The organism is Candidatus Methylomirabilis sp., assembly GCF_028716865.1.
Classification (GTDB): domain Bacteria; phylum Methylomirabilota; class Methylomirabilia; order Methylomirabilales; family Methylomirabilaceae; genus Methylomirabilis.
This window is the reverse complement of record NZ_JAQUOY010000005.1, coordinates 88443-114790: the sequence shown is the minus strand read 5'-3', so window position 1 is coordinate 114790 and position 26348 is coordinate 88443. Positions and strand designations below refer to the sequence as shown.

Sequence of the window (26348 nt, the reverse complement as noted above, 5' to 3'; positions counted from 1 at the left end):
CTGCATGAAGGAGGAATCGCTAGTAATCGCGCATCAGCCCGGCGCGGTGAATACGTTCCCGGGCCTTGTACACACCGCCCGTCACACCACGAAAGCTTACTGTACTCGAAGTCGCTGAGCCAACCCGTAAGGGAGGCAGGCGCCGAAGGTATGGTCAGTGATTGGGGTGAAGTCGTAACAAGGTAGCCGTACGGGAACGTGCGGCTGGATCACCTCCTTTCTAAGGAGTAATATAAAGCTCCGAGGTCAATTTACCTCAAGTTGGTAGCAACGGTATTTTCCTTTTCTCCAACGGCCAACCCAGGCATCAGCCTTGTTAGATTATCGCAGTGCAACAGATAGCTTGGGTTGCTCGCCAAAAATGCCTTTCGGTTCGTCGAAGGGGCCTTTAGCTCAGCTGGTTAGAGCGCACGCTTGATAAGCGTGAGGTCCCTGGTTCGATCCCAGGAAGGCCCACCACTCTGATTGCTGATGACGGATTGACGATTGAGGAATTCCTATTCTACAATCGGCAATAAAAACGGCGATCCGGTTGGGGGATGTAGCTCAGATGGGAGAGCACCTGCTTTGCAAGCAGGGGGTCAGCGGTTCAATTCCGCTCATCTCCACCAAGGGGAAAGGGTGGGTCCGGGCCCACGGACCGAGATTTTTGATGTAGGGTTAGACGCGGCTCTGATGAGCCGGGCTCTTTGAAAATTGAATAAGCGATCCGGGTCTCCAATATATACAGATATTAAGTTAATATTTGGGGTCAAGCTACTAAGAGTGTACGGTGGATGCCTTGGCATCAGCAGGCGATGAAGGGCGTGGTAAGCTGCGATAAGCCTCGGGTAGTCGCACACAGACGCTAATCCGAGGATGCCCGAATGGGGAAACCCGATCCGAGTCATGTCGGATCATCACTGGGTGAATACATAGCCCAGAGGAAGCCAACCGGGGGAACTGAAACATCTCAGTACCTCGAGGAAAAGAAAGCAACCGCGATTCCCTGAGTAGCGGCGAGCGAAAGGGGAACAGCCCAAACCGGTGGCGTGTGATAGCCCGTGTGCGTTGCGCCACTGGGGTCGTGGGGTCTTGCCTGACTCTAATACGGTAGAGTCGAAGAGTAAAAAATCCCGTATCTAATTGAACGATCTGGAAAGGTCGGCCATAGAAGGTGACAGCCCTGTAGAGTAAAGGTTCGGGACTCTTTGCGCAGGATACCCAAGTACCATAGGACACGTGAAATCCTGTGGGAATTTGGGGGGACCGCCCTCCGAGGCTAAATACTCGCTGATGACCGATAGTGAACCAGTACCGTGAGGGAAAGGTGAAAAGCACCCCTGTGAGGGGAGTGAAATAGTACCTGAAACCGTACACTTACAAGCAGTCGAAGGGCTATGCTTACCGCAAGGTGAGAATGCCTGACGGCGTGCCTTTTGTTTAATGAGCCGGCGAGTTACTTGTACGCAGCAAGGTTAAGCCGTAAGGCGGAGCCGTAGCGAAAGCGAGTCCGAATAGGGCGATTCAGTTGCGTGCAGTAGACCCGAAGCCAGGTGAGCTACCCCTGGCCAGAGTGAAGTGCCGGTAACACGGCATGGAAGCTCGAACTCATCACGGTTGAAAACGTGTGGGATGAGCTGGGGGTAGGAGTGAAAGGCCAATCAAACCTGGAAATAGCTGGTTCTCCCCGAAATAGCTTTAGGGCTAGCCTCGCAACGTAAGTGGCGGAGGTAGAGCACTGGATGAGCTAGGGCTCCTACAAGGGTACCAAACTCAACCAAACTCCGAATGCCGTCAACTGGAATTGCGGGAGTCAGACTGTGGGGGCTAAGCTCCATGGTCGAGAGGGAAACAGCCCAGACCACCAGCTAAGGTCCTGGAATACAGGCTAAGTGGGAAAGGATGTCAGATTGCTTAGACAACCAGGAGGTTGGCTTAGAGGCAGCCATCCTTTAAAGAGTGCGTAACAGCTCACTGGTCAAGCGTTCTGGCGCCGATAATGTAACGGGGCTCAAGCCTGTTACCGACGCTGTGGGATACTGTTCGCTTCGGCGAACGGGATCGGTAGGGGAGCATTCTGCAGTCAGTGAAGCTGGACGGTAACGACCGGTGGAGAGTGCAGAAGAGATTATGCCGGCCTAAGTAGCGATAAACTAGGTGGAAAACCTAGTCGCCGTAAGTCTAAGGTTTCCTGGGGAAGGATAATCCGCCCAGGGTTAGTCGGGCCTAAGCTGAGGCCTACGGGCGTAAGCGAAGGACAACAGGTTAATATTCCTGTACCGCCTGGCGACGACAAAGACGCGATGGGGGGACGCAGGAGGGTAGGCCATGCCCGTGTTGGATGTCGGGCTCTAAACCGGTAGGGGGTCTCGATAGGCAAATCCGTCGAGGCATTAACTCCGAGAGGTGATGGGGAGGCCGCAAGGCCACAAACTGGCTCAGCCCACGCTGCCAAGAAAAGCCTCTAGCGAGTCGCTAGACGACCGTACCGCAAACCGACTCAGGTAGACAGGAAGAACATTCCAAGGCGCTCGAGAGAACACTCGCTAAGGAACTCGGCAAAATAGCCCCGTAACTTCGGGAGAAGGGGTACCCTGCCGGCGTGAGCGGGTTTACCCCGCAAAGCGCTGGAAGGTCGCAGAGAATTGGGCCAAGCGACTGTTTACTAAAAACACAGGTCCGTGCCAAGCCGAAAGGCGATGTATACGGACTGACGCCTGCCCGGTGCCGGACGGTTAACAGGAGGGGTTATCTGCCGCAAGGTGGAAAAGCTCTGAATCGAAGCCCCGGTAAACGGCGGCCGTAACTATAACGGTCCTAAGGTAGCGAAATTCCTTGTCGGGTAAGTTCCGACCTGCACGAATGGCGTAACGACTTGGCCGCTGTCTCAGCGAGTGGCTCGGTGAAATTGTAGTACCGGTGAAGATGCCGGTTACCCGCAGCTAGACGGAAAGACCCCGTGAACCTTTACTGTAGCTTGGCATTGAATCTTGGTGCAGTATGTGTAGGATAGGTGGGAGGCTGTGAAGCGGGGGCGCTAGCTTCCGTGGAGCCATCCTTGAAATACCACCCTTACTCTACTGGGGTTCTAACCTAGACCTGTGAAGCCAGGTCGGGGACAATGTCAGGTGGGCAGTTTGACTGGGGCGGTCGCCTCCTAAAGTGTAACGGAGGCGCCCAAAGGTTCCCTCAGCACGGTCGGCAATCGTGCGTTGAGTGCAAAGGCATAAGGGAGCTTAACTGCGAGACCTACAAGTCAAGCAGGTGCGAAAGCAGGGCTTAGTGATCCGGTGGTCCCGAGTGGAAGGGCCATCGCTCAACGGATAAAAGGTACTCCGGGGATAACAGGCTTATCTCCCCCAAGAGTCCACATCGACGGGGAGGTTTGGCACCTCGATGTCGGCTCATCGCATCCTGGGGCTGAAGCAGGTCCCAAGGGTTGGGCTGTTCGCCCATTAAAGCGGTACGCGAGCTGGGTTTAGAACGTCGTGAGACAGTTCGGTCCCTATCTGCTGCGGGCGTAGGAGATTTGCGGGGATCTGTCCCTAGTACGAGAGGACCGGGATGGACGAACCTCTAGTGTGCCAGTTGTTCTGCCAAGGGCATCGCTGGGTAGCTATGTTCGGAAGGGATAAACGCTGAAAGCATCTAAGTGCGAAGCCCACCCCAAGATGAGATCTCCCGGGCGCAAGCCCCTGAAGACCTCTTGTAGATCACAAGGTTGATAGGCCAGACGTGTAAGCGCAGCAATGCGTTCAGCCTACTGGTACTAATCGGTCGTGAGGCTTGACCCCAAATATTTTTTCTTCTGTATTGGATTCTTGGTGATGAGAGAAATCGCGCCCCTGTTTGTAGCCGTATTTGTTGGGGTGGTCGGTATATACACTTCGGTCGCGTGGGCAGGATCTGAGTGGAACGTAGCAGGCGAAGAGTCGCCTGTCGTTACGAAGTCTGTAGCGCGGAAGCTGAACCTTAACTCGGCGACGGCTCGAGAACTGGAAAAGCTGCCTGGAATTGGTCGAGAGCTGGCGGAGCGAGTTATCCAGCATCGGCCATATCGCAAGCTCGATGAATTAGTGGCAAAAAAGGTGCTGAGCCGTAAACAGTTCGCCAGAATTAAGGAGCGGATACGAGTGAATTCGTTTCCACTGAGGTCGACGTCGCATTAGTTGACTCATAGACCGCGGCCCTCGAAGGACCCGGAAAGCTATTCAAATATTCCTGTAAAGATTCCTGGTGGCCATAGCGGAGGGGAAACACCCGTTCCCATTCCGAACACGGAAGTGAAGTCCTCCAGCGCCGATGGTACTGCGTGGGCAACTGCGCGGGAGAGTAGGTCGCCGCCAGGAGTTTTTTGAAATGCCCCCACGGAAGGTTTCGTGAGGGCATTTCTTTTTTGGGCCAGTCTTCGCCTTTGACAAGTGCATGAAGAGATGGGATGATCCATTTCTAGAGATACTTACATTTCTTGGCGTGGTAGAGGATGAGAGGTTCGGTTTGAACTGGCAGAGGTGTGTTCAACAGTCTTCAGGCAGACTAGCTGTGCTTTTTGGGGTCTTGGTCATGGCAGGTGCGGTCGCTTCCTCTGCTGAGGCTGCTCAGGTAAGGATTGATCGCGAGAATGATTCTTTGACCCTCTCATTAGTGAAGGTCCATGGCGCTGAATATCTGCCGTTGGCAAGCCTAACCAAGGCCGTAGGAAATTCTCCGAAACCGCTACTGACTGGCCGAAGCTACCGAATTCAGCTTGGGAAATCCTCGCTGTCAGTCACAGTCGGCTCTCCCAAAGTTCGGATGGGAAAATCCGTTATCTTACTGTCCGATCCGCCTCGAAAGCTCGGGGGAGGTGTGGTCGTTCCCCTTGAGCTCCTGCCAATTGCGCTTGGTGTGCGATACGGTGAAGGCCGGATTAACTGGGATCCTGAGGCGCGGGTAGTCAGGATCGCCCAAAAGGCGTACTCGCTGAGTCTTTTACGGTTTCGCACCTACCAGGATCATACCAGGATCGTCTTGGAAGGAACTCGATCGCACGATTTCATTCTCAGGGACGATGGGGCATCAGGACGAGTTGTACTGGAGGTGAAGCGCGGAACTGTAAGCCCCGCAATCCGATTCAGTCAAGTCTCTGATGGCCTTGTGGCCTCAGTTGAAACCCAACAGCTTGGTAGTAACAGCCAGATCACGATCCATGGGGCAGGACGCCGTTTGCGGAGCAAGGCATTCGCCATGGGAGAGCCTGATCGGATTGTTGTCGATCTCTTTCCCATCGAAGAGCAGGTGCAGAATTCACGGCAAGTTGATGCTCTGGCGAAGGCGACACCTAAACGAGGAGATCAGGCGAAACCGGCGACTCGAGGTGTCGAGCCACCTGAGTTGTCTGCCGCATCGTCCCCGGAACCTATTGTCAGGACAGTCGTCATCGATCCCGGCCATGGAGGAAGAGATTCTGGTGCGATCGGCCCATCAGGAGCGATGGAGAAAGATATCGTCCTGGATGTCGGCTTCAAGTTACAGCGATTGATCGAAGAGAATCTTGGGATGAAGGTTATCATGACCCGGACGGAGGATGTGTTTGTCCCACTTGAGAGCCGAACGATGATCGCCAATCGACACCGAGCCGATTTCTTCATCAGTTTGCACGTCAATGCGGCTCCAGGGAGTCGTGCTGTCGGTTTTGAGACCTATTTTTTGAGCCGCGAACCATCGGATCGAGGCGCAAAGGCTTCTGCCGTCAGAGAGAACACAGCCCTCAACCTTGAGGGCGTCGGCCAGGATGCGCAGCGAGGCTTGAAAACTGTTCTTTGGGACCTGACTCAAACGTTCTATGTCAGGGAATCCAGTGAGTTGGCAGAGCTGCTCCTGAACGAACTTGGGCAGAGTCTCGGGGTAGACAATCGCGGGGTCAAGTCGGCACCCTTCTTCGTGCTGATCGGGGCGGCGATGCCGTCGGTTCTTGTGGAGGTCGCCTTTATTACGAACCCTCAGGAAGAGCGAAAACTTGAGCAAGAGGCGTATCGGCAACAGGTCGCAGAGGCTCTGCTGGCCGGCATCGCCCAGTTTAAGGCAAGGTATGAAAAACGGGTAGGATTGATGCCCGAGTCCTCAACGGCTATTGCGAGGCCGACGAAAGAAAAGAGCGTCCAACCATCAGCCTCCGCCGCGGCGGAGGGATGGATCGGAAGAGTTGAGCGCTGAAAGCTGACAACTTCCGGGATAACATTTTCGTGTGTCGTGTCGGGCAGCGTTTCATGAGCTGTTTGTAGGAGAATGGCAATGTGCCACATGAAGATTGCGGCTATCCTGATCGCCTTGCTGGTGGTGATCGTCGGTGCGATCGCTCTTTGGGGTAGCAAAGCGGTCACCGTGGACAGACCTGCCGTCCAGCGTACTGCCTCAGAACCGATGAAGCCGACATTCGAGAGTGGGAAGAAAAGTGCAACGCTCTTCTTCTTAGCCGGTGACGGCAACTCGTTCCATGAGGAGGTCCGAGAGATAGGAAGTGAGGCGACGACAACAGAAGAGGCAAAGCGGATCTTGACCGAGCTTATGAACGGGCCGAAAAGTAGTACGCTTGCGGCGGCGGTTCCTCGGGAGGCCCAGCTTCTCAATCTGTTTATTGATTCGTTCGGGACTGCGTACGTCGATTTCAATCGGGGGTTACGGGATGGCTTGTCAGGAGGCGCTCAAGCAGAGCTCTACGCCGTATTCTCTATTGTCAATACGCTTGCCTCGAACTTTGTCCAGATCACGCACGTACAGATCCTTGTGGAGGGAACTGAGATTCCAACGTTGGCAGGGCATGTTGATACACGGATGCCCTTGTCTCCCCAGTACGTCTTTTGAGATGGCTGGCGGGTGATTGCGCGAAAGGAGAGCTTGTGAGGAGTGATGGTCGGAAAATAGACGAGATCAGGCCGGTGAAGGTGAACCGCGGATTCCTCAAGCATGCTGAAGGGTCTCTGCTCATTGAGGTCGGTGAGACTAAAGTCCTCTGTACAGCCACGATAGAGGAAAAGGTTCCGCTGTTCCTGCGTGCAACCGGTCAGGGGTGGGTGACTGCGGAATATGGGATGCTCCCACGCGCGACCAAGACGAGGACAGCTCGGGAATCGGCGACCGGGAAGGCTAGCGGTCGGACATTCGAGATCCAGCGTCTCATTGGCCGGTCCCTGCGGGCGGTGATTGATTTGACACGCTTGGGCGAGCGGACAGTGCTGATAGATTGTGATGTGATCCAGGCTGACGGAGGGACTCGAACTACCGCTATCACAGGGGCCTTTGTGGCAATGACCGATGCGCTCTCTCGTCTTCAAGAGAACGGCCAACTCAAGGGACCGCTCCTAAAGGATTTCGTGGCCGGTGTGAGTGTCGGATGTGTGGAAGGAGAACTCTTGCTGGACCTCAACTATGCCGAGGACTCCATGGCCGATGTGGATATGAATGTGGTGATGACCGGCTCCAAGAGGTTCGTCGAGATCCAGGGGACGGCAGAGGAGGTTCCATTCGATAAGGCCCAGTTAGACCAGATGCTCCAGTTGGCGACTCGAGGTATCGAGCAGCTCGTTGACCTCCAACATCAACTTCTGGGAGCTGAGATCAACGGCTTGAAGATGTAAAGATGTAGCTTGACATTCGGTGGCGAGATTCCTAGAATGCAATTGGTTCTGGCGACGGCAAACGAAGGAAAATTTCGAGAAATTGCGAACATCCTCAGCGACCTGAGGATTTCTTTTTTATCGATCGCCTCGCTTGGCGGGCATATTCCTCCGGTTGAGTCCGGTGCCACGTACGCTGAGAATGCCGCGACGAAGGCCAAGGCAGCAGCAGAACTAAGCGGGTACTGGGCGCTTGCCGACGATTCCGGTCTCGAGGTGGAAGCCCTCGGAGGGCAGCCCGGAGTTCACTCCAACCGTTACCTCGGCCCGACAGCGACCGATCGGGAACGCAATCAGCGGATCCTCGAATTGCTCACAGGAATACCGCGTTCTTGGCGAGGAGCTTCTTTTCAGTGTGTGGTGGCCGTGGCTGGCCCAGGAGGAGAGCTGACCCTGTTTCATGGGAGCTGCCAGGGGATCATCGCCGAGGCCCCAAACGGCGATGGCGGGTTCGGTTACGACCCTATTTTCATCGTTCCAGAGTATGGTGTGACGATGGCCTCGCTTCCACCGGATGCCAAGAATCGAATCAGCCATCGTGCGCGTGCCCTCGAGAAAGCAAAACCGCTGTTGCGGCGTTTTGTTTGCCGTAGCGTGAGCTGACCGGAGGCTGAAAGGTCGGCGGTTGCGGTTAGGGAGGAGATGAAAGGCGGGGCGTGGCGCAGCCTGGTAGCGCACCTGCTTTGGGAGCAGGGAGTCGGAGGTTCAAATCCTCTCGCCCCGACCACAATGTAGGGTTTTCGCGCCTGTAGCTCAGCCCGGACAGAGCAACGGCCTCCGGAGCCGTGTGTCGCCCGTTCAAATCGGGCCAGGCGCGCCAATAAAAGAAATGGTTTAGGGTATAGGGGGTAGGGGATCGGAATGACGCAACCCTACCCTCTAAACTGTGTACGCGGTTCGAATGGTGAGCGTAGCTCAATGGCAGAGCACTGGACTGTGGCTCCAGGGGTTGAGGGTTCGAGTCCCTCCGTTCACCCCACGCGCCCATAGCTCAGCCGGATAGAGCGCCGGACTTCGAATCCGTAGGTCGGGAGTTCGAGTCTCCCTGGGCGCGCCATAAAAGAGCGTAGGGTATATGGTGAAGGGTTCAGGGCTGAGGCGTGGATAGCAGCGGGTTCCTTGTTTTCTATCCCCTATCCCCTAACCCCCATATCCTGTTGTTAGGCGCCCATAGCTCAGCCGGATAGAGCGGCTGCCTTCTAAGCAGTAGGTCGGGAGTTCGAGTCTCCCTGGGCGCGCCATGAAAATGCTGATAGCTGAAAGTTAACAGCTATCAGCTCGGAGGGGCCGTTAGCTCAGTTGGTAGAGCAGCTGACTCTTAATCAGCGGGTCATAGGTTCGAGTCCTATACGGCCCACCAAACTTTTCAGAGAAAAGCGGGCTATTCCTGTGAAGTCCTGCGAGTTTCGCTAGCATCTACGGCCGTAGTTATTCCTTGAAATGGTCTTCCTCTTCCCTAATTCAGTCTCCTAACGATCAGGATTCTGGTAGGCTGGAACCTCTGAAGCCTCATGGACCTTCCGTTTGCCGATAGACAAAAAAGTTCTGCTTGTACTCCCCTTCCCATCCTCCACATCGGGCGGAGAAGGGACTGTAGGGGGGCTTTCAGGGCAGCGACAACTTGGTTTCAGGGGGAATGCGGTGTGAAAATCAGAGACGAATCGTCCGTCGGGCCAGAGCGCGCTCCCACTTCGTCTCAGCGTTCTCATCGAACACGAGCGCTTCGTCGGCCGGGACGATCTCCCATGCCCCGGCCTTGATTTCGGCCTCGAGCTGGCTTGGCGCCCAACCGGCATACCCCAGCGCAAAGAGGCTCTTGTGTGGGCCTGTCCTGGCGCCAATGGCGCGGAGAATCTCCGGTTGCGCCGTTACGGCGATGCCGTTCTTGACGACTTTAGTGCCCTCGATCTTGTAGTCCGCAGTATGTAGGACGAATCCCAGTCCAGGATCGACCGGTCCTCCAAAGTGTACGCGGATCTTTCCCTTTACCCCCGTGCCTTCCAACCCCGCGTCTTTCAGCAGCTCAGATAGGGATGCCTCTCCGACCGGCCTGTTCAGGATGAGACCCATCGCTCCATTCGCGTCATGATGGAGGAGATAGATCACGGAGCGGACGAATCGTGGATCTCGAAGTTCATCCTTGGCAACCAGAAGCTGACCGGCAAGAGTGGCGGACTGGGAGGCAGCGGCCATCCGGGTTGTGGCGCCTGCGGCCAGTAGCAGGCCCGACCCTGATGTCAGCAGCCCCGCAATGACTGCGAGGGTTGCAAGAAACCACAGCAGAGAGCCGGCCTTGACGCGGCGAGGTACGCGCCTGTGTTGCCGCGGTGGGTCAGCGATGTTCGAGACGAACTGAGCGGAAATAACCATCGAACTCGCGTTTCAATTTGGCGAACTTCCGGTTTGTATGTTTAAGTATACCAGGAGTCCTTCGGTCTGCTTTGTATTTCTCGTATTGAAAGAGGGAGCACAAGGGGCGGCAGCCCCATAGTTACCCGTCCAGAACCGCGATCATGACGTAAAGATCCCCGATACGCGGGACCAGCGGCTCTTCAGGGAGAGCGGCGCACCCGCACTTTGAGACGGCGCACAAAACGCCCGCGCCTCCCCAGTGCGAATGGATGATCTGGTGGATTAGGGGAGGGGAGCGGGGAGGGCGGAATGGCCCATGAGGTAGCGGTCGATGCCTCGGGCGGCGCTACGGCCTTCGGCGATAGCCCAGACGATCAACGATTGGCCGCGCTGCATATCGCCGGCCGTAAAGACGCCAGGCACGCTGGTCATCCAGTCCTGATCCCGCCAGACGTTGCCGCGGTCGGTGAGTCGTACGCTGAGTTCACTAAGCAGTCCGCTGCGCTCTGGACCCAGAAAGCCCATGGCCAGCAGGACCAAGTCCACTTCCAGTTCGAACTCGGTGCCGGGGATCGGTCTGAAGGCCATCCGGCCGTTTTCGGTGATCATCTCGACCCTGTGTGCGTGCAGCTTCTGGACCTGGCCATTTTCTCCGGAGAAGCGGGTTGTAGAGATCGAGAACTCGCGGATGCCGCCCTCCGCATGGGCGGAGGAGGTACGGAAGATGACCGGCCACTGGGGCCAGGGATTATTCGACGCCCTGGTGTCGGGTGGTTGGGGGAGCAACTCGAATTGGTGGACGGACAGCGCCCCCTGACGGTGGGCAGTCCCGAGGCAGTCGGCGCCGGTGTCGCCACCGCCGATGATGACCACACGCTTTCCGTTGGCGGTGATGAACGCCTCATCAGGGATGACCTCGTCCTGGCAGCGCCGGTTCTGAAGCGTCAGGTACTCCATGGCAAAGTGGATCCCGCGCAGTTCGCGCCCGGGGACCGCAAGGTCGCGCGGCGCAGTGGCCCCTCCAGCGAGAAGAATGGCATCAAACTCGCGCCGAAGCTCCTCGATCGCCACATTCACCCCAACGTTTGCCTGAATACGGAATTGAACCTCTTCCTTAGTCATCTGATCAAGCCGTCGGTCCAGCACCCGCTTTTCCAGTTTGAACTCCGGAATCCCGTAGCGCAACAGGCCGCCGATCCGGTCGGCCCGTTCGAAGACCGTCACCCAATGACCGGCGCGGTTGAGCTGCTGGGCTGCCGCAAGCCCTGCCGGACCCGAGCCCACAATCGCCACTTTTTTTCCGGTGCGTAGCGCGGGAGGTTCTGGCTTGATCCATCCGGCCTCGAAGGCGTGCTCGACAATGGCTAACTCGATCGCCTTGATCGTCACGGGGTCGTTGTTGATCCCGAGGACGCATGAGCCCTCGCAGGGCGCCGGGCAGGCGGTCCCGGTGAATTCCGGGAAGTTGTTGGTGGCGTGCAGGCGCTCGATGGCGTCCTGCCAGCGGTCGCGGTAGACCAGGTCATTCCAGTCCGGGATGATATTGCCAAGCGGGCAGCCCTGATGGCAGAACGGGATGCCGCAGTCCATGCAGCGCGCCCCTTGCCGCCTCAGCACCTCTGTCGGCCACGGCAGCATCACCTGCTGCCAGTCTTTGATCCGCTCTTCGACCGGCCGGTATGGTTGCTTTTCGCGCTTGAACTCGATGAAACCGGTTGGCTTACCCATGGGCGCCCATCATCACCGCCTGTTCCCAGGGGATCCCTTCAGTCTCAGCGCGTTTCATTGCTTTCATCGCCCGTTTGTAGTCTTTTGGTATCACCTTGACGAACTTGGCCTCCATTGTCTGCCAGCTTCCGAGGATCCGCTCAGCCACCGTGCTGCCGGTATAGCGGAGGTGGCGGCGCAGTAGCTCCTTGACCTCCTCAATCTCCTCCTCGGTATCTAAGGCTTCCAGATCAACCATACTGAGATTGCACCGGGTCTTGAAGTCGCCGGCTTCGTCCAGGACATAGGCCACGCCCCCGGACATCCCGGCGGCGAAATTCCGCCCGGTGTGACCGATGACCACCACGCGGCCGCCGGTCATATACTCGCAGCCATGGTCGCCGACACCTTCCACCACCGCATGAGCCCCGCTGTTGCGCACCGCGAACCGCTCGCCGGCGACGCCCCGGAGATAGACCTCACCCTTTGTGGCGCCGTATAGCACTACGTTACCGACCAGAATATTCTCTTCAGGGACGAACGTCGCCTGACGAGGGGGGAAGACAATGATCTTACCGCCCGACAGCCCCTTCCCCAGGTAGTCGTTGCTGTCGCCCTCCAGGGCCAGCGTGACCCCTTTGGGGATGAAGGCGCCGAAGCTTTGCCCGGCCGACCCGGTGAAGTGGATCCGGATCGTGTCCTCCGGTAGGCCGTCGCCCCCGTAGCGCCTGGTCACCTGGGAGCCCAGGATAGTGCCGACCGTGCGGTTGACATTCCTGATCTGTAGGCGAAGGCCCACCGGCTCCCGCCGTTCGAGCGCGGGTTCGCAGAGCGGGACGATGGTGGTCATGTCCAGCGACTGTTCCAGGCCATGATCCTGCTCTCGCACCTTACGGATGGCCACCTCAGGCCCGACCTCCGGGCGATAGAGGATCGACGAGAAGTCCAGTCCCTTGGCCTTCCAGTGCTCCACCGCCTTCTTCGTGTCGAGCCTATCCACGCGACCGATCATCTCATCCATGGTGCGGAAGCCAAGTTCCGCCATCAGCTCGCGCACCTCGGCCGCAATGAAGCGGAAGAAATTTTCGACATACTCCGGCTTGCCGGAGAAGTTCTTTCTCAACTCTGGATCCTGAGTGGCGACTCCCACCGGGCAGGTGTTCAGATGGCAGACGCGCATCATGATACAGCCTGATACGACCAGCGGCGCCGTGGAGAAGCCAAACTCCTCGGCACCCAGCAGCGCGGCGATGACGACATCGCGCCCGGTCTTCATCTGACCATCGACCTGGACGGCAATCCGATCCCGGAGCTTGTTCATCACCAGTACCTGCTGAGTCTCGGCCAGTCCCAGCTCCCATGGCAGGCCTGCGTGCTTGATGGAACCCAGCGGGGAAGCCCCCGTCCCCCCATCGAATCCGGAGATCAGAACCACATCGGAAAAGGCCTTAGCTACCCCGGCTGCGATCGTCCCAACTCCAACTTCTGCTACTAATTTGACGTGAATACGAGCACTTGGATTACTATTCTTCAAGTCATGGATGAGCTGTTTAATGTCTTCGATGGAGTAGATGTCATGGTGCGGCGGCGGCGAGATAAGGCCCACGCCAGGGGTTGAATGCCGCACCTTGGCGACCCAGGGATAGACTTTTGCGCCGGGGAGCTGGCCACCCTCACCAGGCTTACTGCCCTGCGCCATCTTGATCTGCAGATCGGTGGCATTGACCAGGTACTCGCTGGTGACCCCGAAGCGACCGGAGGCGACTTGCTTGATGGCGCTGCGACGCCAGTCGCCGTTGGGATCCGGTATGAAGCGAGCGGGATCCTCGCCCCCCTCTCCGGTATTCGACCTGGCGCCCAGCCTGTTCATGGCAATGGCCAGCGTCTCGTGGGCCTCCTGGCTGATGGAGCCGTACGACATGGCCCCGGTGGCGAAGCGCTTGAGGATCGACTCGGCAGGCTCGACCTCTTCGATCGGAATCGGCTGCTCGGCGCGCTTGATCTCGAACAGCCCCCGGAGGGTGCACAGGTTCTGGCTGGTATTGTTGACCAGCGTGGTGTACTCCTTGAAGATAGTGTATTGGCCGGTCCGTGTAGAGTACTGCAGCTTCGCGACCGTCTCGGGATTCAGGAGATGATACTCGCCGTCTCGCCGCCACTGATATTCACCGCCCCACTCAAGGTTTGGCTCGCCGACGGGTCTGTCTGGGAAGGCCTTGCGATGGCGGAGGATCACCTCTTCGGCAATCCCATCGATCCCGATACCGCCGATTCGGGAGGCGGTCCAGGTGAAGCACCGGTCGACGAACGCCTTGTCCAGCCCGATCGCCTCGAAGATCTGGGCGCCACGGTAAGATTGGATCGTGGAGATCCCCATCTTGGAGATCACCTTCAGGACGCCCTTATTGAGCGCCTTGATATAGTGCTTGACGGCCTTCTTGTGGTCCATCTCGGGCAGCAGCCCCTCGCGGATCATATCGTCGAGGCTTTCGAAGGCCAGGTATGGGTTGACGGCGCCCGCGCCGTATCCGATGAGCAACGCGGCATGGTGGACCTCGCGCGGCTCGCCGCTCTCAATTATCAGTCCGGCACGCGTCCGGGTTTCCTCACGAACCAGGTGATGATGAACGCCGGCGGTGGCGAGGAGAGCCGGGATCGGGGCCAGATCCTTCGATACACCCCGGTCGGACAGGATGAGGAAGGTATAACCATCCGCAATAGCCTGGCTCGCCTTGCGGCACAGCTCCTCCAGCGCCTGCTGGAGGCCCTTGCCGCCTTCGGCCACCGGGAACAGCATCGGCAGCGTCATCGACCTGAAGCCGGGTAGATCCATATAACGGATCCGCGCCAACTCCTCGTTATCCAGAACCGGTGTCTTCAATTTGATCTGCCGGCAGCTTTCAGGCTCCGGCTTGAGCAGGTTCCGTTCCGGTCCGATGGTGGTCGCCATCTGAGTGACCAGTTCTTCCCGGATTGCGTCCAACGGGGGGTTGGTCACCTGGGCGAAGAGCTGCTGGAAATAGTCGTAGAGCAGACGCGGACGGTTGGAGAGGACGGCAAGCGGCGTGTCGGTCCCCATGGAGCCGACCGGCTCCTCACCCTTCATGGCCATCGGCCCGATCAGGAGGCGCAGATCTTCATGGGTATAGCCGAAGAGCTGCTGCCGCTGCAGTACTGTCTCGTGATCCGGCTCATGCACGTGAGGCGGCGCCGGTAACTCCTCCAGCGGGATCAGGTTCGAATCGAGCCACTCTCGATACGGGTGCTCGGTGGCAAAGGCATGCTTCAACTCGGTATCGTCGATGATCCTCCCCTGGGCGGTGTCCACCAGGAAGATCCTGCCGGGGTGCAGGCGCTCTTTGATCAGCACATTCTCGGGCGGGATATCCAATACCCCAACCTCTGATGCCATGACGACCAGGCCGTCCTTCGTGACGTAGTAGCGCGACGGGCGCAGTCCGTTGCGGTCCAGCACCGCCCCGATCACCGTCCCGTCGGTAAAGGCAATCGAGGCCGGCCCGTCCCAGGGCTCCATCAGGCAGCCGTGGTACTCGTAGAAGGCCTTGCGCTCCTCACCCATCGATTCGTGACCGCTCCAGGCCTCCGGGATCATCATGAGGATGGCGTGGGGCAGGGGACGCCCGGCCATGACCAGGAACTCCAGGACGTTATCGAAGATCGCCGAGTCGCTCCCACCCTCCAGCACGATCGGAAAGATCTTCTTGAGGTCGGGCAGCAGTTCGGATTCGCACAGCGCCTCGCGAGCGCGCATCCAGTTGATGTTGCCGCGCAGCGTGTTGATCTCGCCGTTATGGGCCATATACCGGTAGGGGTGGGCCAGCGGCCAAGAGGGGAAGGTGTTGGTCGAAAAGCGCTGGTGAACCAGCGCCAGCGCCGATTCAACGGCCGGGTCCATGAGGTCCGGGAAGATCGTCTCGATCTGATCCGCCGAGAGCATTCCCTTGTAGATCAGCGTAGTTGAGGAGAGGCTTGGCAGATAGAAGAGCTTCCGCTGCGGCAGGGCCGAGTCGTAGACCACATGCTCGACCTGCTTGCGGATCACGTAGAGCGTCCGTTCGAACGCCCAATCGTCCTGAATGGCCGGGTTGCGGCCGATGAAGATCTGCTTGAAGGCCGGCTCAGCGGCCTTGGCGCTTGGGCCGATCTGCGAATCGTCGGTCGGTACGTCGCGCCACCCCAGGAGCGTCTGCCCCTCTTGCAGGATCAGCTCCTCGAAGATCGCCTGGCATTTTGCGGCCTGCGAAGGGTCCGTGGGCAGGAAGACCAGCCCGGCGCCGTACTGCTTCGGCGCGGGCAGGGTGAACCCGATCTGGGCGCACTCGCGGGCAAGAAAGGCATGGGGCATCTGAATGAGAATGCCGGCTCCATCGCCCGTGTTCGGCTCGGCGCCGCAGGCGCCACGATGCAGCAGATTCTTCAGAATCGTCAGCGACTGCTGGATGATAGTATGGGATTTACGACCCTTGATATCGACCACGAAGCCGACGCCGCAGGCATCATGCTCGTAAGCCGGGTCGTATAGACCCTGTCGTGGCGGGATACCGAAAGGGGTCACAGACACTGAATTCGTCTGGTCAGTCACAAAGTTCTCCTTCCACCTTTTTGAAGCCGTCGTTCAATGAGAATTGCCATCAAATATAGCCGAAACCGTGCGATAAGTCACGTGAAAAACGGCCACGCTGAGCAATATGAACAGCCATCCTTTACGGAGCCCACCGAAAGACGGGGGCCAGGCTGGCAGCGGAGATCTTCCAAGAAGATTGAGCATAGTGTGATAGCGTTCTTCGATCCCGCTGTCAAGCGGAAAGTCTCGGGAAAAAGTCGCGGGAACTCGACGTGAGGGACCTTCGCCCATGAGCTTGGCTTACATCTTGAGATGAAAGGCGTATAATGTAAGTCATGGTTAAGAAATGGCTCACAGTTGTCGGTAGCGATATGAGGGCTCATATCGCTCGGTTCACCATTGCCCTGAGAAATAGGCTTGAGTCGGTGGGTGATCTGACAAAGGTCGCCCGCTCGATCCTGCCGCTGCTCTCGACAATTTTTCTGCTGACGCTTCCTCTTGCCGTCGGGATGTTTCTCATGCTGTACCTCAACGGCTTCTTCCGATGGCCAGACTTCTCGCGGATACAGGATCGTCGTGAAACCAGCACCCTGTATGCGGAGCAGGGTGAAGAGCTGAGAGAGTATTGCACCTACTGCCGCGAGATCATCAAGTTGGAAGAGATGGGACACTTTCCAAAGCTCGCTGTGCTGATAGAGGACAGAGATTTTGAGAAGCGCCTGACGCCTATCAGCGGCCGTGGCATCATGCGCGCGTTGTGGCAGGATCTCAAGACGTTGAGCTTCGAGCAAGGGGGATCGACCATCACCCAGCAGGTTGCGCGCCTGTTGTTTGCGGAAGAGGAACTCCGACACGAGCGGGAGACCAAGGCGTTGAGCGCTAAATTGTGGCGGAAGAGCAGAGAGCTGTGGATCGCGACGCTGCTTGAGGGGCGCCTGGGCAGAAAGAAAATCCTCGAGCTGTACCTCAACAATGTCTTTTGTGGGCATGGGCGATATGGGGTCAAAGCGTGCAGCGATTATTACTTCCATAAAGAGCCGGGAGAGCTGTCCGTTGCAGAAGCCGCGATGATCATTGGAACCTGGAGGACACCGCGGCGCTCCCCATTCATCGACCCGAATGAGGCGTTGAAGCTTCGGGGAAGGGTGCTTGAGCAACTGGTCAGCAGACAGATGATCACTGAAGCGCAGCGAGAGGAATTCCAGCGGCTGCCGATACCAAAACGGCAAGAGCATGACCAATGCAGAGCGCTCCACGTAGCCGAATTCGCTCGACGACAGATCATTGAGAAGACGCGCCTGGTCGATCAGGGGCTCAAGGTCCATACTACCGTCAATTGTAGCTGGCAGCGAGCGGCAGCCGAGGCTCTCCATGAATCGCTGGGGGCCATGAAAGGACGAAATCCTACTCTCACCGATTTGTGGGGGGTAGCCATTCTCATTGATGCCAGGACCGGGGCGATTAAGGTATTTGCGCAAGAGCCGACATTCCAGGAGAATGAATATCTGCTGAACCAGATCAAGCGACACTGCGGATCAGCCTGCAAGCCGTTCTTTTACGCGACGTGGATCCGGAAGGGTGGGCGGCTGTCCTGTAAAGACCAAGGGTTCGGGCCCTGCACGTTGGATGATTCGTACGGCAGGGCTGATGGCAGATCAGCGATCTATATTTCGATGGGTAACGGGCGCGGCAGACACTACATCCAGAACTTCCCGTATGAAGCGTTGCAACGCTATGTCGATATCAGCGAGCCGATCCGTTGTATCGCCGAATCACGAAATGCCTGCACCATGAGTGCGATCAGGGACGTTCGATCAGCAGCCAGAGGTTCACGAGTGCAACGACTTGTCTACAAAGAAGAAATGCTCCAGCTTATGGCCAGACTCGGTATGCACCTTCAGACGATGGACCCCGAACGCGCAAAACGCGAAGGGATCGAACTTATCGCGCCTGAGGTTGCAAAGCAATTTTCGCTTCCCGAGCACACGATTAATCCCGGACTGACGGTTGCGATCGGGTCGATTGATGTCTCACCGCTCGATATGACTGTGGCGTTGACCGGACTTATGGGGACGCGAGTTGAGCCTTATGTGATTGAAGAGATTGATGGTCCATCCGGAGAGGTGGCGTATGCCGTCACGATAAAAGAGCCGGAAAATGTCTTTCAAAAAATGGTCGAGGAAGAGCTGTCGAAAAAGCTCCAGGCCGAAAAGAGACGGAACGGATACGACGGTGAGCTGAGCGACGATGAAAAAAAGACGATTGAAGATAACGCGAAACAAGAGGCCGAAACGCTGGTGCTGGCCATTACACGTGCGCTTCGGGCGCCGATTGAACTTCCCCATGGTACCGGCAGGCTTGTAAAAACAGGTGATCAGCAGCGACATATTCCCAAGCTGGATTTTCCGGTGATGGGCAAGACTGGCACTGCTACCAATGAGAAAGGCGAAACCACCGACAACTGGTTTTATGGCTGTTCACCTTCCTACTGCATGGCGGTCTGGATAGGACGCGAAAAGAAGCTCCCCATGGAGACCGAGATCGAAACTCCAAGTGGCCGGAAGATCAAAAGGCAGGAGACCGGAGGCCGCAATGCGCTTCCCGTATTTATTAAGGCGATGCAGGCGGTCTACGAGAACCGCCCCACAGAGAGATTTCCTGAGGCGACCGATCCGACTACGCCGTTTCCATTGTCCGTGTCGTCACGGCTCTCCCCCGAAATGATCGAGGATGAAACGAGCGCTCCGTAAACGACGGAAGAAAAAACACCCCCAGGTGAACGCCATGACTGCCAGTGTGGTGACCCTGAAATGGCTTAGCAAGAAATCCGTTCGGGCTGAGCCTGTCGAAGCCCAAATGTGCACCATTCAACAAGCTCATAGTAAATGGGATGTGCAAAGATGACATTTAGGTCCAGACCAGTTTCCACGAAGGTACAGAGAGGCCGTCGCATGGCAGCGCTGCTGGGTGTCCTCTTCGGGCTGCTCATAAGCAGCTATCAGGCATCTGCGCAGCCCCCCCCGGTCTTTGAAAAGATCAAAGAAGCCCAGAATAGGCTGGATGGACTGGAGTTGAAACACCAGATCATCACTGTGCGGGAGGCCGTCCGAAAAAACCGCGCTGTTCGCTATGTCCGTCAAAAAGCGCTGATGCGAGAAGTGGCCGTGGTGGGGCTGAATAGCAAAACTGGGGAGTTGAAAGATTTTACGTTTCAAGAAACGGTTCTGCTCGATAGCAAAAATAGACCCCACATCAAGCCACCTCAACTGATTGCAAAAGACAACACCTGCGAACTGATCTGGCGCGGCGGAAGCCGTTGGGGCTTTAACCGAGATCTGTTGCTGACCTGCAATGGTGAAGAGTTGGTCATCATCAATCTTACGATGTGGACGTCGCGTACAGAGCGCAAAGTGGTGACGGACCAAAAAACCGGTAAACGGATATGTCGCCAAGGGCCGGCAGAGCTGCTTATTAGTTCCTATGTCCCGTATTCTTCAGATCTCCATACACCAGAGGTTGCAGAAGAGGGCCACAGGTATCTGGAGCGGACAATACTCCAAGCCCTTCAGGATCTGGACGACCTTAACGTGACATCCAAGACGTTTACCGAACAGAACCTGAGTGAACTTGCCTCAATTGAGTTCATTCACGCGCTGCTTGTTGATGAGCACATGGATCCGGACGAATTCAGGAAAGCCGAGAAAAACGGGATGCTCTTACGACTGGTCGAAAAGTATTGGGTGGAGGTTGCGATCAACCAAAACGCCGCGTTCAGGATGAGCGTGTCTCCCGCCGGGGCAACGGGCATCAGTCAGTTTATCTGTCCCACCTATGCGCGGATTCTCGACGAATCTCCTGAAGCCAAGCTTGATCCGGTGTTTGTGCGCGGCATGCAGGATCATGTCAATGCTGTGAAGGCGTCAATCACCCTTTTTGACTCCGACATGTCATCCCGGTGGACTCCAACGGTCAGAAAGATCTGTTCTGTCTCCACTGAAATGCTCGAAGACTGCTGGGCGGCTTCGTATAACGGAGGCCCCAATAGACTGAACCGGGTAATCGCAAGGCGCGGGCAGAACTGGATTGAGAAAGAAACAATGATCCGGAATTCGCGACGCTACTTCGCCTCTCGATTGAAAGAGGAAACCTACACCTATCTCGCAAAACTTGGCAACGTACTGGAGTTGCTCTTCACCATTGAAGAAAGCGTTCCATCAACAACGGATCCGTGATGTGAAGGGGTGTGCAGGGGCTTCACCGAATCTCTGAACGAAGTCATCATATCCCACTAAATCAAAAGACTCAATCCAAGTGTGACGAGCCTGTTCTTTGTAGGTCTGCGTTAGCCGGTTACCTTGTCGAGGAATCCGAGCAGAATACCGTTGAACGCCTCGCATTGCTCCAGGTTGCACAGATGCGACGCCGAGGGGAGGATGGCAAGCTTGGAAGAGGGTAGCGCAGCGTGGATGTCCTGCGCCATAGCAACGGGAGTTCCGGGGTCTTCTTTACCCGAGATCACAAGAGCCGGGCAGTGAACTTCACCGAGCCGATCAGTCACATCGATGGTAGGAATCGCGTAGCAGCAGCCAATGTATCCTTGCGCCGGCGTGCTCCGCAGCATGACCCGCACCCGGTCCATCACATCCGGTTGGTGTTCCCGGAAAGACGGGGTAAACCAGCGCTGAATTGCAGGCTCCACCATCGGCTCTACCCCATTCGCTTCCACCGTGCGGATCCGCTCCACCCAGGCCGACCGCACGGCCGTTGGGTAGCGGCTGGTGGTGGAGCAGAGGACCAGGCTCTGGAGCAGCATGGGGTACTTTAGTGCAAAAATCTGGCCGATCATCCCGCCCATCGAAATTCCCACGAGGTGCGTCTGCCTGACGCCAAGCCCGGTGAGCAGACCGTACAGGTCGTCAGCCATCTGCTCCAGGCTGTAGGGGCCTGGGGGCGCGCTGCTGGCGCCATGCCCTCGCGTGTCGTATCTGAGCACCCGATAGCGCGCACTGAGTGCTTTAGCCTGCTCATTCCAGAGGGCGAGATTGCACCCGAGGGCGTGACTCATGGTCACCACCGGGCCCTCTCCCTCAATCGTGTAGTGGATGTCGATGCCGTTCGCCGTGAGCCTCATCTTTTAGTAGCCGTTGACGTAAGGGAGGCTTCTGGCGACCCGGTCGATCTCGTTGCCGGCCTCCAGCAGGACGCCCATCGCGTTCCAGGTCCCCGTCAGGAGCTGATTGCGGGCGCCGTCCGGGATCATGGCGGGAATCGTCTGGTCGCCAAAGCGCACCAGACGATTCTCCAGATCGAGCACGATCTCCTGATCCGGATGCTGCGCCAGGACCTCCGCCAATTCCGTCAGGTCCTTCCGGTGCGACGTCAGGCAGGGGAGCCCGATCGCCGTACAGTTACCGAAGAAGATCTCGGCGAACGACTCGCCCACGATACCTCGGATGCCCCAGCGCCTGAGCGCCTCCGGGGCGTGCTCTCGCGAGGAACCGCAGCCGAAGTTCTGGCCGGCGACCAGGATCGTCGCCCCACGGTACCGGGCCTGGTTGAATGGATGATCCGGCATCTGGCGGCGGTCGTCCTCAAAGACGTGCGCCTCAAGCCCCTCGAAGGTGATGCATTTCAGGAAGCGGGCGGGGATGATCCGGTCAGTGTCGATGTCGTTGCCGGGAAGCGAAATCGCGCGACCGGTGATCCGGCGTCGAATATCGTCCTGTCTCACGGTAGCATCTCTCGCACGTCCGTGACCCGCCCTTGGATGGCTGCCGCAGCCACCATGGCCGGGCTCATCAGGAGGGTCCGGCCTGTGGGGCTGCCCATGCGTCCCTTGAAGTTTCGGTTGCTGGACGCGGCGCAGATCTCCCGGCCTGTCAGCTTATCCTCATTCATCCCAAGACAGAGCGAACAGCCCGCCTTGCGCCACTCAAACCCGGCCGTCAGAAAGATCTCGTGCAATCCCTCGGCCTCGGCCGCTCGCGCCACCGCCTGAGAACCGGGCACAACAAGGGCCCGGATCCCCTTCGCCACCGTTTGCCCCCGAACGACCTCGGCCGCAACCCGCAAGTCAGAGAGACGCCCGTTAGTGCAGGAGCCGATGAAGGCGACATCGATCGGCGTCCCGGCGATCGGCCGGCCGGACTCAAGGTCCATGAAGGCCAGCGCCTCGGCCCAGGCAGCCCGGTCCACATCGGGTGCGTCGTGTGGATGCGGGATCCGTTCACTGACTCCGATCGATTGCCCGGGGTTGATGCCCCAGGTGAGCATCGGCTCGATCGAGGGGGCGTGGAGGAGCACGACATCGTCGAAAGAAGCATCTGGATCTGTCGCCATGCCCCTCCACCAGGTTACCGCCCGGTCAAACGCCTCGCCCTGTGGCGCGAAGGGGCGTCCCCTGAGATATTCGAAAGTGGTAACGTCGGGGTTCACATAGCCGACGCGCGCCCCGCCCTCGATGCTCATGTTACAGATAGTTAGGCGCTCTTCCATCGACATCGTATGAATTGCTGATCCCGCGTACTCATAGGCGTAACCCACCCCCCCATTCACACCTAACCTGCCAATGATCGTCAGAATCACATCCTTGGCGTAGACCCCACGCGCCAGCCTGCCTTCTACCCGGATTTGCCGGAGCTTTGGCTTCGCCATCGCCAGACATTGGGTCGCCAGGATATCGCGCACCTGGCTGGTGCCGATGCCGAACGCCAGTGCCCCTAACGCCCCGTGGGTGGAGGTGTGGCTGTCGCCGCAGGCGATGGTCATGCCCGGCTGGGTCAGGCCAAGCTCCGGTCCGATGACGTGAACGATCCCTTGTCGGTCGTTGTCCAGGTCAAAGAACGAGATGCCGAACTCCTTGCAGTTTCTGGTCAGGTGGACGGTCATCTCCTCGGCCATCGCGTCGGCGAAGGGGCGGAGTTGCGAGGCGGTGGGGACGATGTGGTCGAGGGTGGCAAAGGTCCGATCCGGGAAGCGGACGGTGAGCCCCGCCTCCCGCAGCATCTGAAAAGCCTGCGGGCTGGTCACCTCGTGGATCAGGTGCAGGCCGATGAAAAGCTGCGTCTGTCCCGAAGGCAGCGTTCGAACCGTGTGGGCCCGCCAGACCTTGTCAAGAAGGGTTTTAGTCATAGCGCTGTTATTGTGCCAGAAGGCAACGTCTGGCGCAAGTACTGTCGAAGTGGATCATGTAGAGCATTTAATTCTTCACTTTTCTCGTAATTTCATTTTTCTTGACACCCGCGTATACCGAGCTATGTTTAACGTGCTGTTATCCCAGCGAATCGACTCGGATATAGTTCAGCGCGGCTACTGAATGGGTTGCAGTGGCAGCGAGTCGATTAACGCAACTCATCTTCATAAGGAAGGGAGCCTACGACGATGAAACGAAGACTGATAGTGCCCGCTCTGGCTGCTGCTCTGTCGCTGTCTGCTGAGTTCGCATTAGCCGCTGACCCGGAGCCCTCCAAAGAACAGGCTCAAACGCAGAAGCAAGAACAGATCTACGGTAGCCAACTTATGACGCCCCAAGAACGAACCGACCATCGCGCCAAAATGCGCGCGGCGAAGACGGCCGAGGAGCGAGAGCAAATCCGCAAGGAGCTTCATGAGCAAATGAAGGCACGCGCCAAAGAGCGCGGCATGACGCTGCAGGATGAGCCGCCCGCTATGGGTCGAGGCATGGGTCCAGGAGGTGGCGGTATGGGGCCTGGTGGGCGTCGCGGCTACTGAGCCGTTGTCTCCTGCCATTCAGTTCTATTCGTACGTGCACAGGCGAGCCACACGTGCCAGGTAGCCGGTCAGATCACGACTCTGTTGAGCGATGGCGCAGGCAAAGGAAGCAAGCATGAGAGAACAGCTTCGCATAGGCCTTTCCTTTGGCGTGACGTCGGCTGTCATCACAACATCGGGTCTTATGGTGGGTCTGCACTCAGGGACTCATTCAAAGGTCGCTGTGTTGGGGGGTATCCTGACCATTGCGATCGCTGATGCATTTTCCGATGCTCTGGGGATCCACATGTCGGAAGAATCCGAGAATATGCATACGACAAGCGAGATTTGGGGGGCCACCATTGCGACCTTCATGTCGAAGTTTCTCTTTGCCATGACGTTCGCCATTCCTATCCTTCTCCTCCCGCTGTTTACTGCCGTCATGGCAAGTCTGGTGTGGGGACTATCCGTTCTGGCGGTCCTGAGCTATATCATAGCCTGCAAGCAATGCGTGTCGCCGTGGAAAGTTGTCGGTGAACATCTTCTGATCGCATTCATTGTGATCGGCATCACTCACTGGGTCGGAGATCTCATCGCTAACTGGGGGACCTAAGGCTATTGAGGAATGCGGCCCTCTTACGCTGCCTTCTGCCGGATATCGCTTGCGCGCCGGCAATGAAGGCCGCAAAAGCGTTCTCCGTGTTGCGGTGCTTGATGCGGCCAGTGTTTGTTCAAGGTGGGATTGCGCCTCACCAGCGCTTCTCGCCGATGCCCCGCGCTCACCCTTAGAACCGTGCGCTTGCAGGCTTAAAGCGCTTGACCTTGATCTGATCGCCATGCATGCGGGCCTGGGCGGCATCGTAGCCGGCCTGCATTTTCAAGAGCAGATCCATACTGACACCGAAGGCCTTTTTCAGGCGCAGGGCCATCTCAGCGGACACAGACGCCTTGCCGTTGGTGACATCGGACAGCGTGGCGCGGCGAACGCCGAGAATCTCAGCCGCACTCGTGACAGTCAAATCGAGCGCCTCGATAATCTCCTCTCGGATAATTTCGTCCGGATGGGGCGGGGTCTTCATCGCCATAGTGTATTCCTCCTGCTGATAATCCCCAATAGTTGATCTACTGCAGGGGACTCGGGGATCTCGGATGCATTGCGGAACCTGGAGACACGAGGTGGAACTATGAAATCTCTGCTGCCGTGGCTGGCCTTTATTGCGGCGGCCCTCCTCGAGGTCGCAGGCGACGCTGTCGTCCGCAAGGGTTTGCGTGGGCATGGGTTGGCAGTCGTCTTTTTGGGTTGCGTGCTGCTCGGGTGCTACGGACTTGTCGTGAACTCGGTTACGTGGGACTTCTCCAAGTTGCTCGGGGTCTACATCGCTTTCTTTGCCCTGGTCAGCATTGTGTGCGGCCGCCTTGTTTTCCGAGAGAGCGTGCCGGCCTCGACCTGGGTGGGCTTGGCCCTTATTATGGCGGGCGGTCTGTTCATTCAATTTGGTCACGACTAACGTACTTCACCTGGAGCACGGCTAACCAGATGCGTTACAAGGTAGTAGTTGAAAAGGCTGAAAACAATTACTCGGTTTACGTGCCCGATCTTCCTGGGTGCGTGGCCACGGCCACCACGGTTGGAGAGACGGTAAATAGGGACAGCGATCATTTTAGGTTTGATACACAAAGACTGAGTCTAACCAATCGTTCCCGCGGATGGCGTAAACGCCGCTGCTGAACTCATCGTTATGCCTCTTGTTTTACAACTCTCAAAGGAGCCTTTTATGAAACTCATGTCGTTAAGTTCGATTTTTGTTGCTGCAACCCTCGTAGGCTGTGCCTCAAACCTAGTCGCACAGGCCAGTGCGCAAGGTGTACGCACGGAAAGCTGCAAGGCAACATCCGAAGCGGAAATCGCGTCACTGTTTGATCGATGGAATCGGTCGTTGCAAACAGGTGATCCGCATAAGGTAGTCGCCAACTACGCGGAGCGGTCAATCCTCTTGCCCACCGTTTCAAACAAGCCACGTCTCACGCCAGCCGAGAAGGAGGATTACTTCCATCACTTTCTGGAGGACCGCCCCTCCGGCAAGATTGACTTGCGATTTGTTGAGATCGATTGCAACACCGCGGTTGATGCTGGTCTTTATACATTTACGTTTGCCAAGACAGGGGCAACGGTCAGCGGACGCTATAGCTACACCTATCGCTGGAATGGTTCTGAGTGGCTAATTACAAGCCACCATTCCTCAGCAATGCCTGAGAAGAAGTAAGCACCGAGAGGTATGACCCATCATTCCACCGAGGGTTCATTGCGCACGATGACAGGACGGCTACCGCATGGATCGGCGCAGCTCGCACGTCGG

Annotated in this window: 18 protein-coding genes, 8 tRNA genes, 3 rRNA genes and 1 pseudogene; 23 read left to right on the top strand and 7 right to left on the bottom strand. The window is 57.5% G+C overall.

Translation table 11 applies throughout. The features are described 5' to 3' along the window. From PHV01_RS03905 to PHV01_RS03830, 16 genes are all read left to right on the top strand, one after another. Positions 1-220 (top strand): 16S ribosomal RNA (locus tag PHV01_RS03905); the annotation flags it as partial. A gap of 162 nt (positions 221-382) precedes the next feature. After that, positions 383-459 (top strand) — tRNA-Ile (locus PHV01_RS03900). A gap of 76 nt (positions 460-535) precedes the next feature. Continuing rightward, positions 536-611, top strand: a tRNA-Ala gene (locus PHV01_RS03895). A 138-nt stretch (positions 612-749) separates the two neighbouring features. Continuing rightward, positions 750-3776 (top strand): 23S ribosomal RNA (locus tag PHV01_RS03890). A gap of 33 nt (positions 3777-3809) precedes the next feature. Next, the gene (locus PHV01_RS03885) at positions 3810-4151 is read left to right on the top strand and encodes a helix-hairpin-helix domain-containing protein (protein WP_337289830.1); all 342 of its coding nucleotides are present in this window, start codon (positions 3810-3812) and stop codon (positions 4149-4151) included. 63 nt (positions 4152-4214) lie between these two features. After that, a 5S ribosomal RNA gene (gene rrf / locus PHV01_RS03880) occupies positions 4215-4331 on the top strand. Between the two features lie 214 nt (positions 4332-4545). Continuing rightward, positions 4546-6177 carry an N-acetylmuramoyl-L-alanine amidase gene (locus tag PHV01_RS03875; protein ID WP_337289829.1) on the top strand — a complete coding sequence of 544 codons (1632 nt, stop codon included), beginning with the start codon at positions 4546-4548 and terminating at the stop codon, positions 6175-6177. A 78-nt stretch (positions 6178-6255) separates the two neighbouring features. After that, positions 6256-6825 (top strand): GerMN domain-containing protein, encoded by a 570-nt coding sequence (locus tag PHV01_RS03870; RefSeq protein ID WP_337289828.1) that lies wholly within the window; start codon positions 6256-6258, stop codon positions 6823-6825. A gap of 35 nt (positions 6826-6860) precedes the next feature. Then, positions 6861-7598, top strand: a complete 738-nt coding sequence (gene rph, locus PHV01_RS03865; RefSeq protein ID WP_337289827.1) for a ribonuclease PH — start codon at positions 6861-6863, stop codon at positions 7596-7598. A 36-nt stretch (positions 7599-7634) separates the two neighbouring features. After that, on the top strand, positions 7635-8240 hold the full coding sequence (rdgB, locus tag PHV01_RS03860) for an RdgB/HAM1 family non-canonical purine NTP pyrophosphatase (protein WP_337289826.1): 606 nt from the start codon (positions 7635-7637) through the stop codon (positions 8238-8240). A gap of 47 nt (positions 8241-8287) precedes the next feature. Beyond that, positions 8288-8364, top strand: a tRNA-Pro gene (locus tag PHV01_RS03855). 15 nt (positions 8365-8379) lie between these two features. Next, positions 8380-8457 (top strand) — tRNA-Arg (locus PHV01_RS03850). 84 nt (positions 8458-8541) lie between these two features. Continuing rightward, positions 8542-8616: transfer RNA gene (locus tag PHV01_RS03845), tRNA-His, on the top strand. A gap of 1 nt (position 8617) precedes the next feature. Then, positions 8618-8694 (top strand) — tRNA-Arg (locus PHV01_RS03840). Positions 8695-8801: 107 nt separating this feature from the next. Next, positions 8802-8878, top strand: a tRNA-Arg gene (locus PHV01_RS03835). A 43-nt stretch (positions 8879-8921) separates the two neighbouring features. Further along, positions 8922-8997 (top strand) — tRNA-Lys (locus tag PHV01_RS03830). Between the two features lie 290 nt (positions 8998-9287). On the opposite strand, the gene PHV01_RS03825 is transcribed toward PHV01_RS03830, so the two are convergent. The 3 genes from PHV01_RS03825 to gltB form a co-directional block, all read right to left on the bottom strand. After that, positions 9288-10007 carry a YqgE/AlgH family protein gene (locus PHV01_RS03825; protein WP_337289825.1) on the bottom strand — a complete coding sequence of 240 codons (720 nt, stop codon included), beginning with the start codon at positions 10005-10007 and terminating at the stop codon, positions 9288-9290. Between the two features lie 264 nt (positions 10008-10271). Then, positions 10272-11717 carry a glutamate synthase subunit beta gene (locus tag PHV01_RS03820; protein WP_337289824.1) on the bottom strand — a complete coding sequence of 482 codons (1446 nt, stop codon included), beginning with the start codon at positions 11715-11717 and terminating at the stop codon, positions 10272-10274. After that, the gene (gltB, locus tag PHV01_RS03815) at positions 11710-16299 is read right to left on the bottom strand and encodes a glutamate synthase large subunit (protein WP_337289823.1); all 4590 of its coding nucleotides are present in this window, start codon (positions 16297-16299) and stop codon (positions 11710-11712) included. The genes PHV01_RS03820 and gltB overlap by 8 nt, the downstream gene beginning before the upstream one ends. Positions 16300-16616: 317 nt before the next feature. On the opposite strand from gltB, the gene PHV01_RS03810 reads away from it, so the two are divergent. Both PHV01_RS03810 and PHV01_RS03805 read left to right on the top strand, forming a co-directional pair. Then, a complete protein-coding gene (locus PHV01_RS03810; protein WP_337289822.1) occupies positions 16617-19031 on the top strand; it encodes a transglycosylase domain-containing protein in 2415 nt (804 codons plus the stop codon). Between the two features lie 201 nt (positions 19032-19232). Then, the gene (locus PHV01_RS03805; RefSeq protein WP_337289821.1) at positions 19233-20513 is read left to right on the top strand and encodes a hypothetical protein; all 1281 of its coding nucleotides are present in this window, start codon (positions 19233-19235) and stop codon (positions 20511-20513) included. Positions 20514-20623: 110 nt separating this feature from the next. Here PHV01_RS03805 and pcaD read toward each other — a convergent pair whose 3' ends face one another. The 3 genes from pcaD to leuC are packed head-to-tail and all read right to left on the bottom strand — an operon-like array spanning position 20624 to position 23412. Further along, positions 20624-21412: a 3-oxoadipate enol-lactonase gene (gene pcaD / locus PHV01_RS03800; RefSeq protein WP_337289820.1), complete on the bottom strand. Its 789-nt coding sequence runs from the start codon at positions 21410-21412 to the stop codon at positions 20624-20626. 3 nt (positions 21413-21415) lie between these two features. Beyond that, positions 21416-22012 carry a 3-isopropylmalate dehydratase small subunit gene (gene leuD, locus PHV01_RS03795; protein WP_337289819.1) on the bottom strand — a complete coding sequence of 199 codons (597 nt, stop codon included), beginning with the start codon at positions 22010-22012 and terminating at the stop codon, positions 21416-21418. Then, positions 22009-23412 (bottom strand): 3-isopropylmalate dehydratase large subunit, encoded by a 1404-nt coding sequence (gene leuC, locus PHV01_RS03790; protein ID WP_337289818.1) that lies wholly within the window; start codon positions 23410-23412, stop codon positions 22009-22011. Before leuC ends, leuD begins: the two co-directional genes overlap by 4 nt. A gap of 249 nt (positions 23413-23661) precedes the next feature. Here leuC and PHV01_RS03785 point away from each other — a divergent pair, with 249 nt between their 5' ends. Both PHV01_RS03785 and PHV01_RS03780 read left to right on the top strand, forming a co-directional pair. Further along, positions 23662-24012 carry a hypothetical protein gene (locus tag PHV01_RS03785; RefSeq protein WP_337289817.1) on the top strand — a complete coding sequence of 117 codons (351 nt, stop codon included), beginning with the start codon at positions 23662-23664 and terminating at the stop codon, positions 24010-24012. Positions 24013-24127: 115 nt separating this feature from the next. Continuing rightward, on the top strand, positions 24128-24604 hold the full coding sequence (locus PHV01_RS03780; protein WP_337289816.1) for a hypothetical protein: 477 nt from the start codon (positions 24128-24130) through the stop codon (positions 24602-24604). A gap of 172 nt (positions 24605-24776) precedes the next feature. Here the strand turns inward: PHV01_RS03780 and PHV01_RS03775 are convergent, their stop codons facing one another. Further along, positions 24777-25076 carry a HigA family addiction module antitoxin gene (locus PHV01_RS03775; protein ID WP_337289815.1) on the bottom strand — a complete coding sequence of 100 codons (300 nt, stop codon included), beginning with the start codon at positions 25074-25076 and terminating at the stop codon, positions 24777-24779. Positions 25077-25175: 99 nt separating this feature from the next. On the opposite strand from PHV01_RS03775, the gene PHV01_RS03770 reads away from it, so the two are divergent. From PHV01_RS03770 to PHV01_RS03760, 3 genes and pseudogenes are all read left to right on the top strand, one after another. After that, positions 25176-25499 (top strand): hypothetical protein, encoded by a 324-nt coding sequence (locus PHV01_RS03770; RefSeq protein WP_337289814.1) that lies wholly within the window; start codon positions 25176-25178, stop codon positions 25497-25499. A gap of 29 nt (positions 25500-25528) precedes the next feature. Continuing rightward, positions 25529-25627: pseudogene (locus PHV01_RS03765) on the top strand (type II toxin-antitoxin system HicB family antitoxin); the annotation flags it as partial. Between the two features lie 139 nt (positions 25628-25766). Continuing rightward, complete coding sequence (locus PHV01_RS03760; protein ID WP_337289813.1) at positions 25767-26255, top strand: DUF4440 domain-containing protein; 489 nt, start codon at positions 25767-25769, stop codon at positions 26253-26255. The last annotated feature ends 93 nt before the right edge of the window (positions 26256-26348 follow it).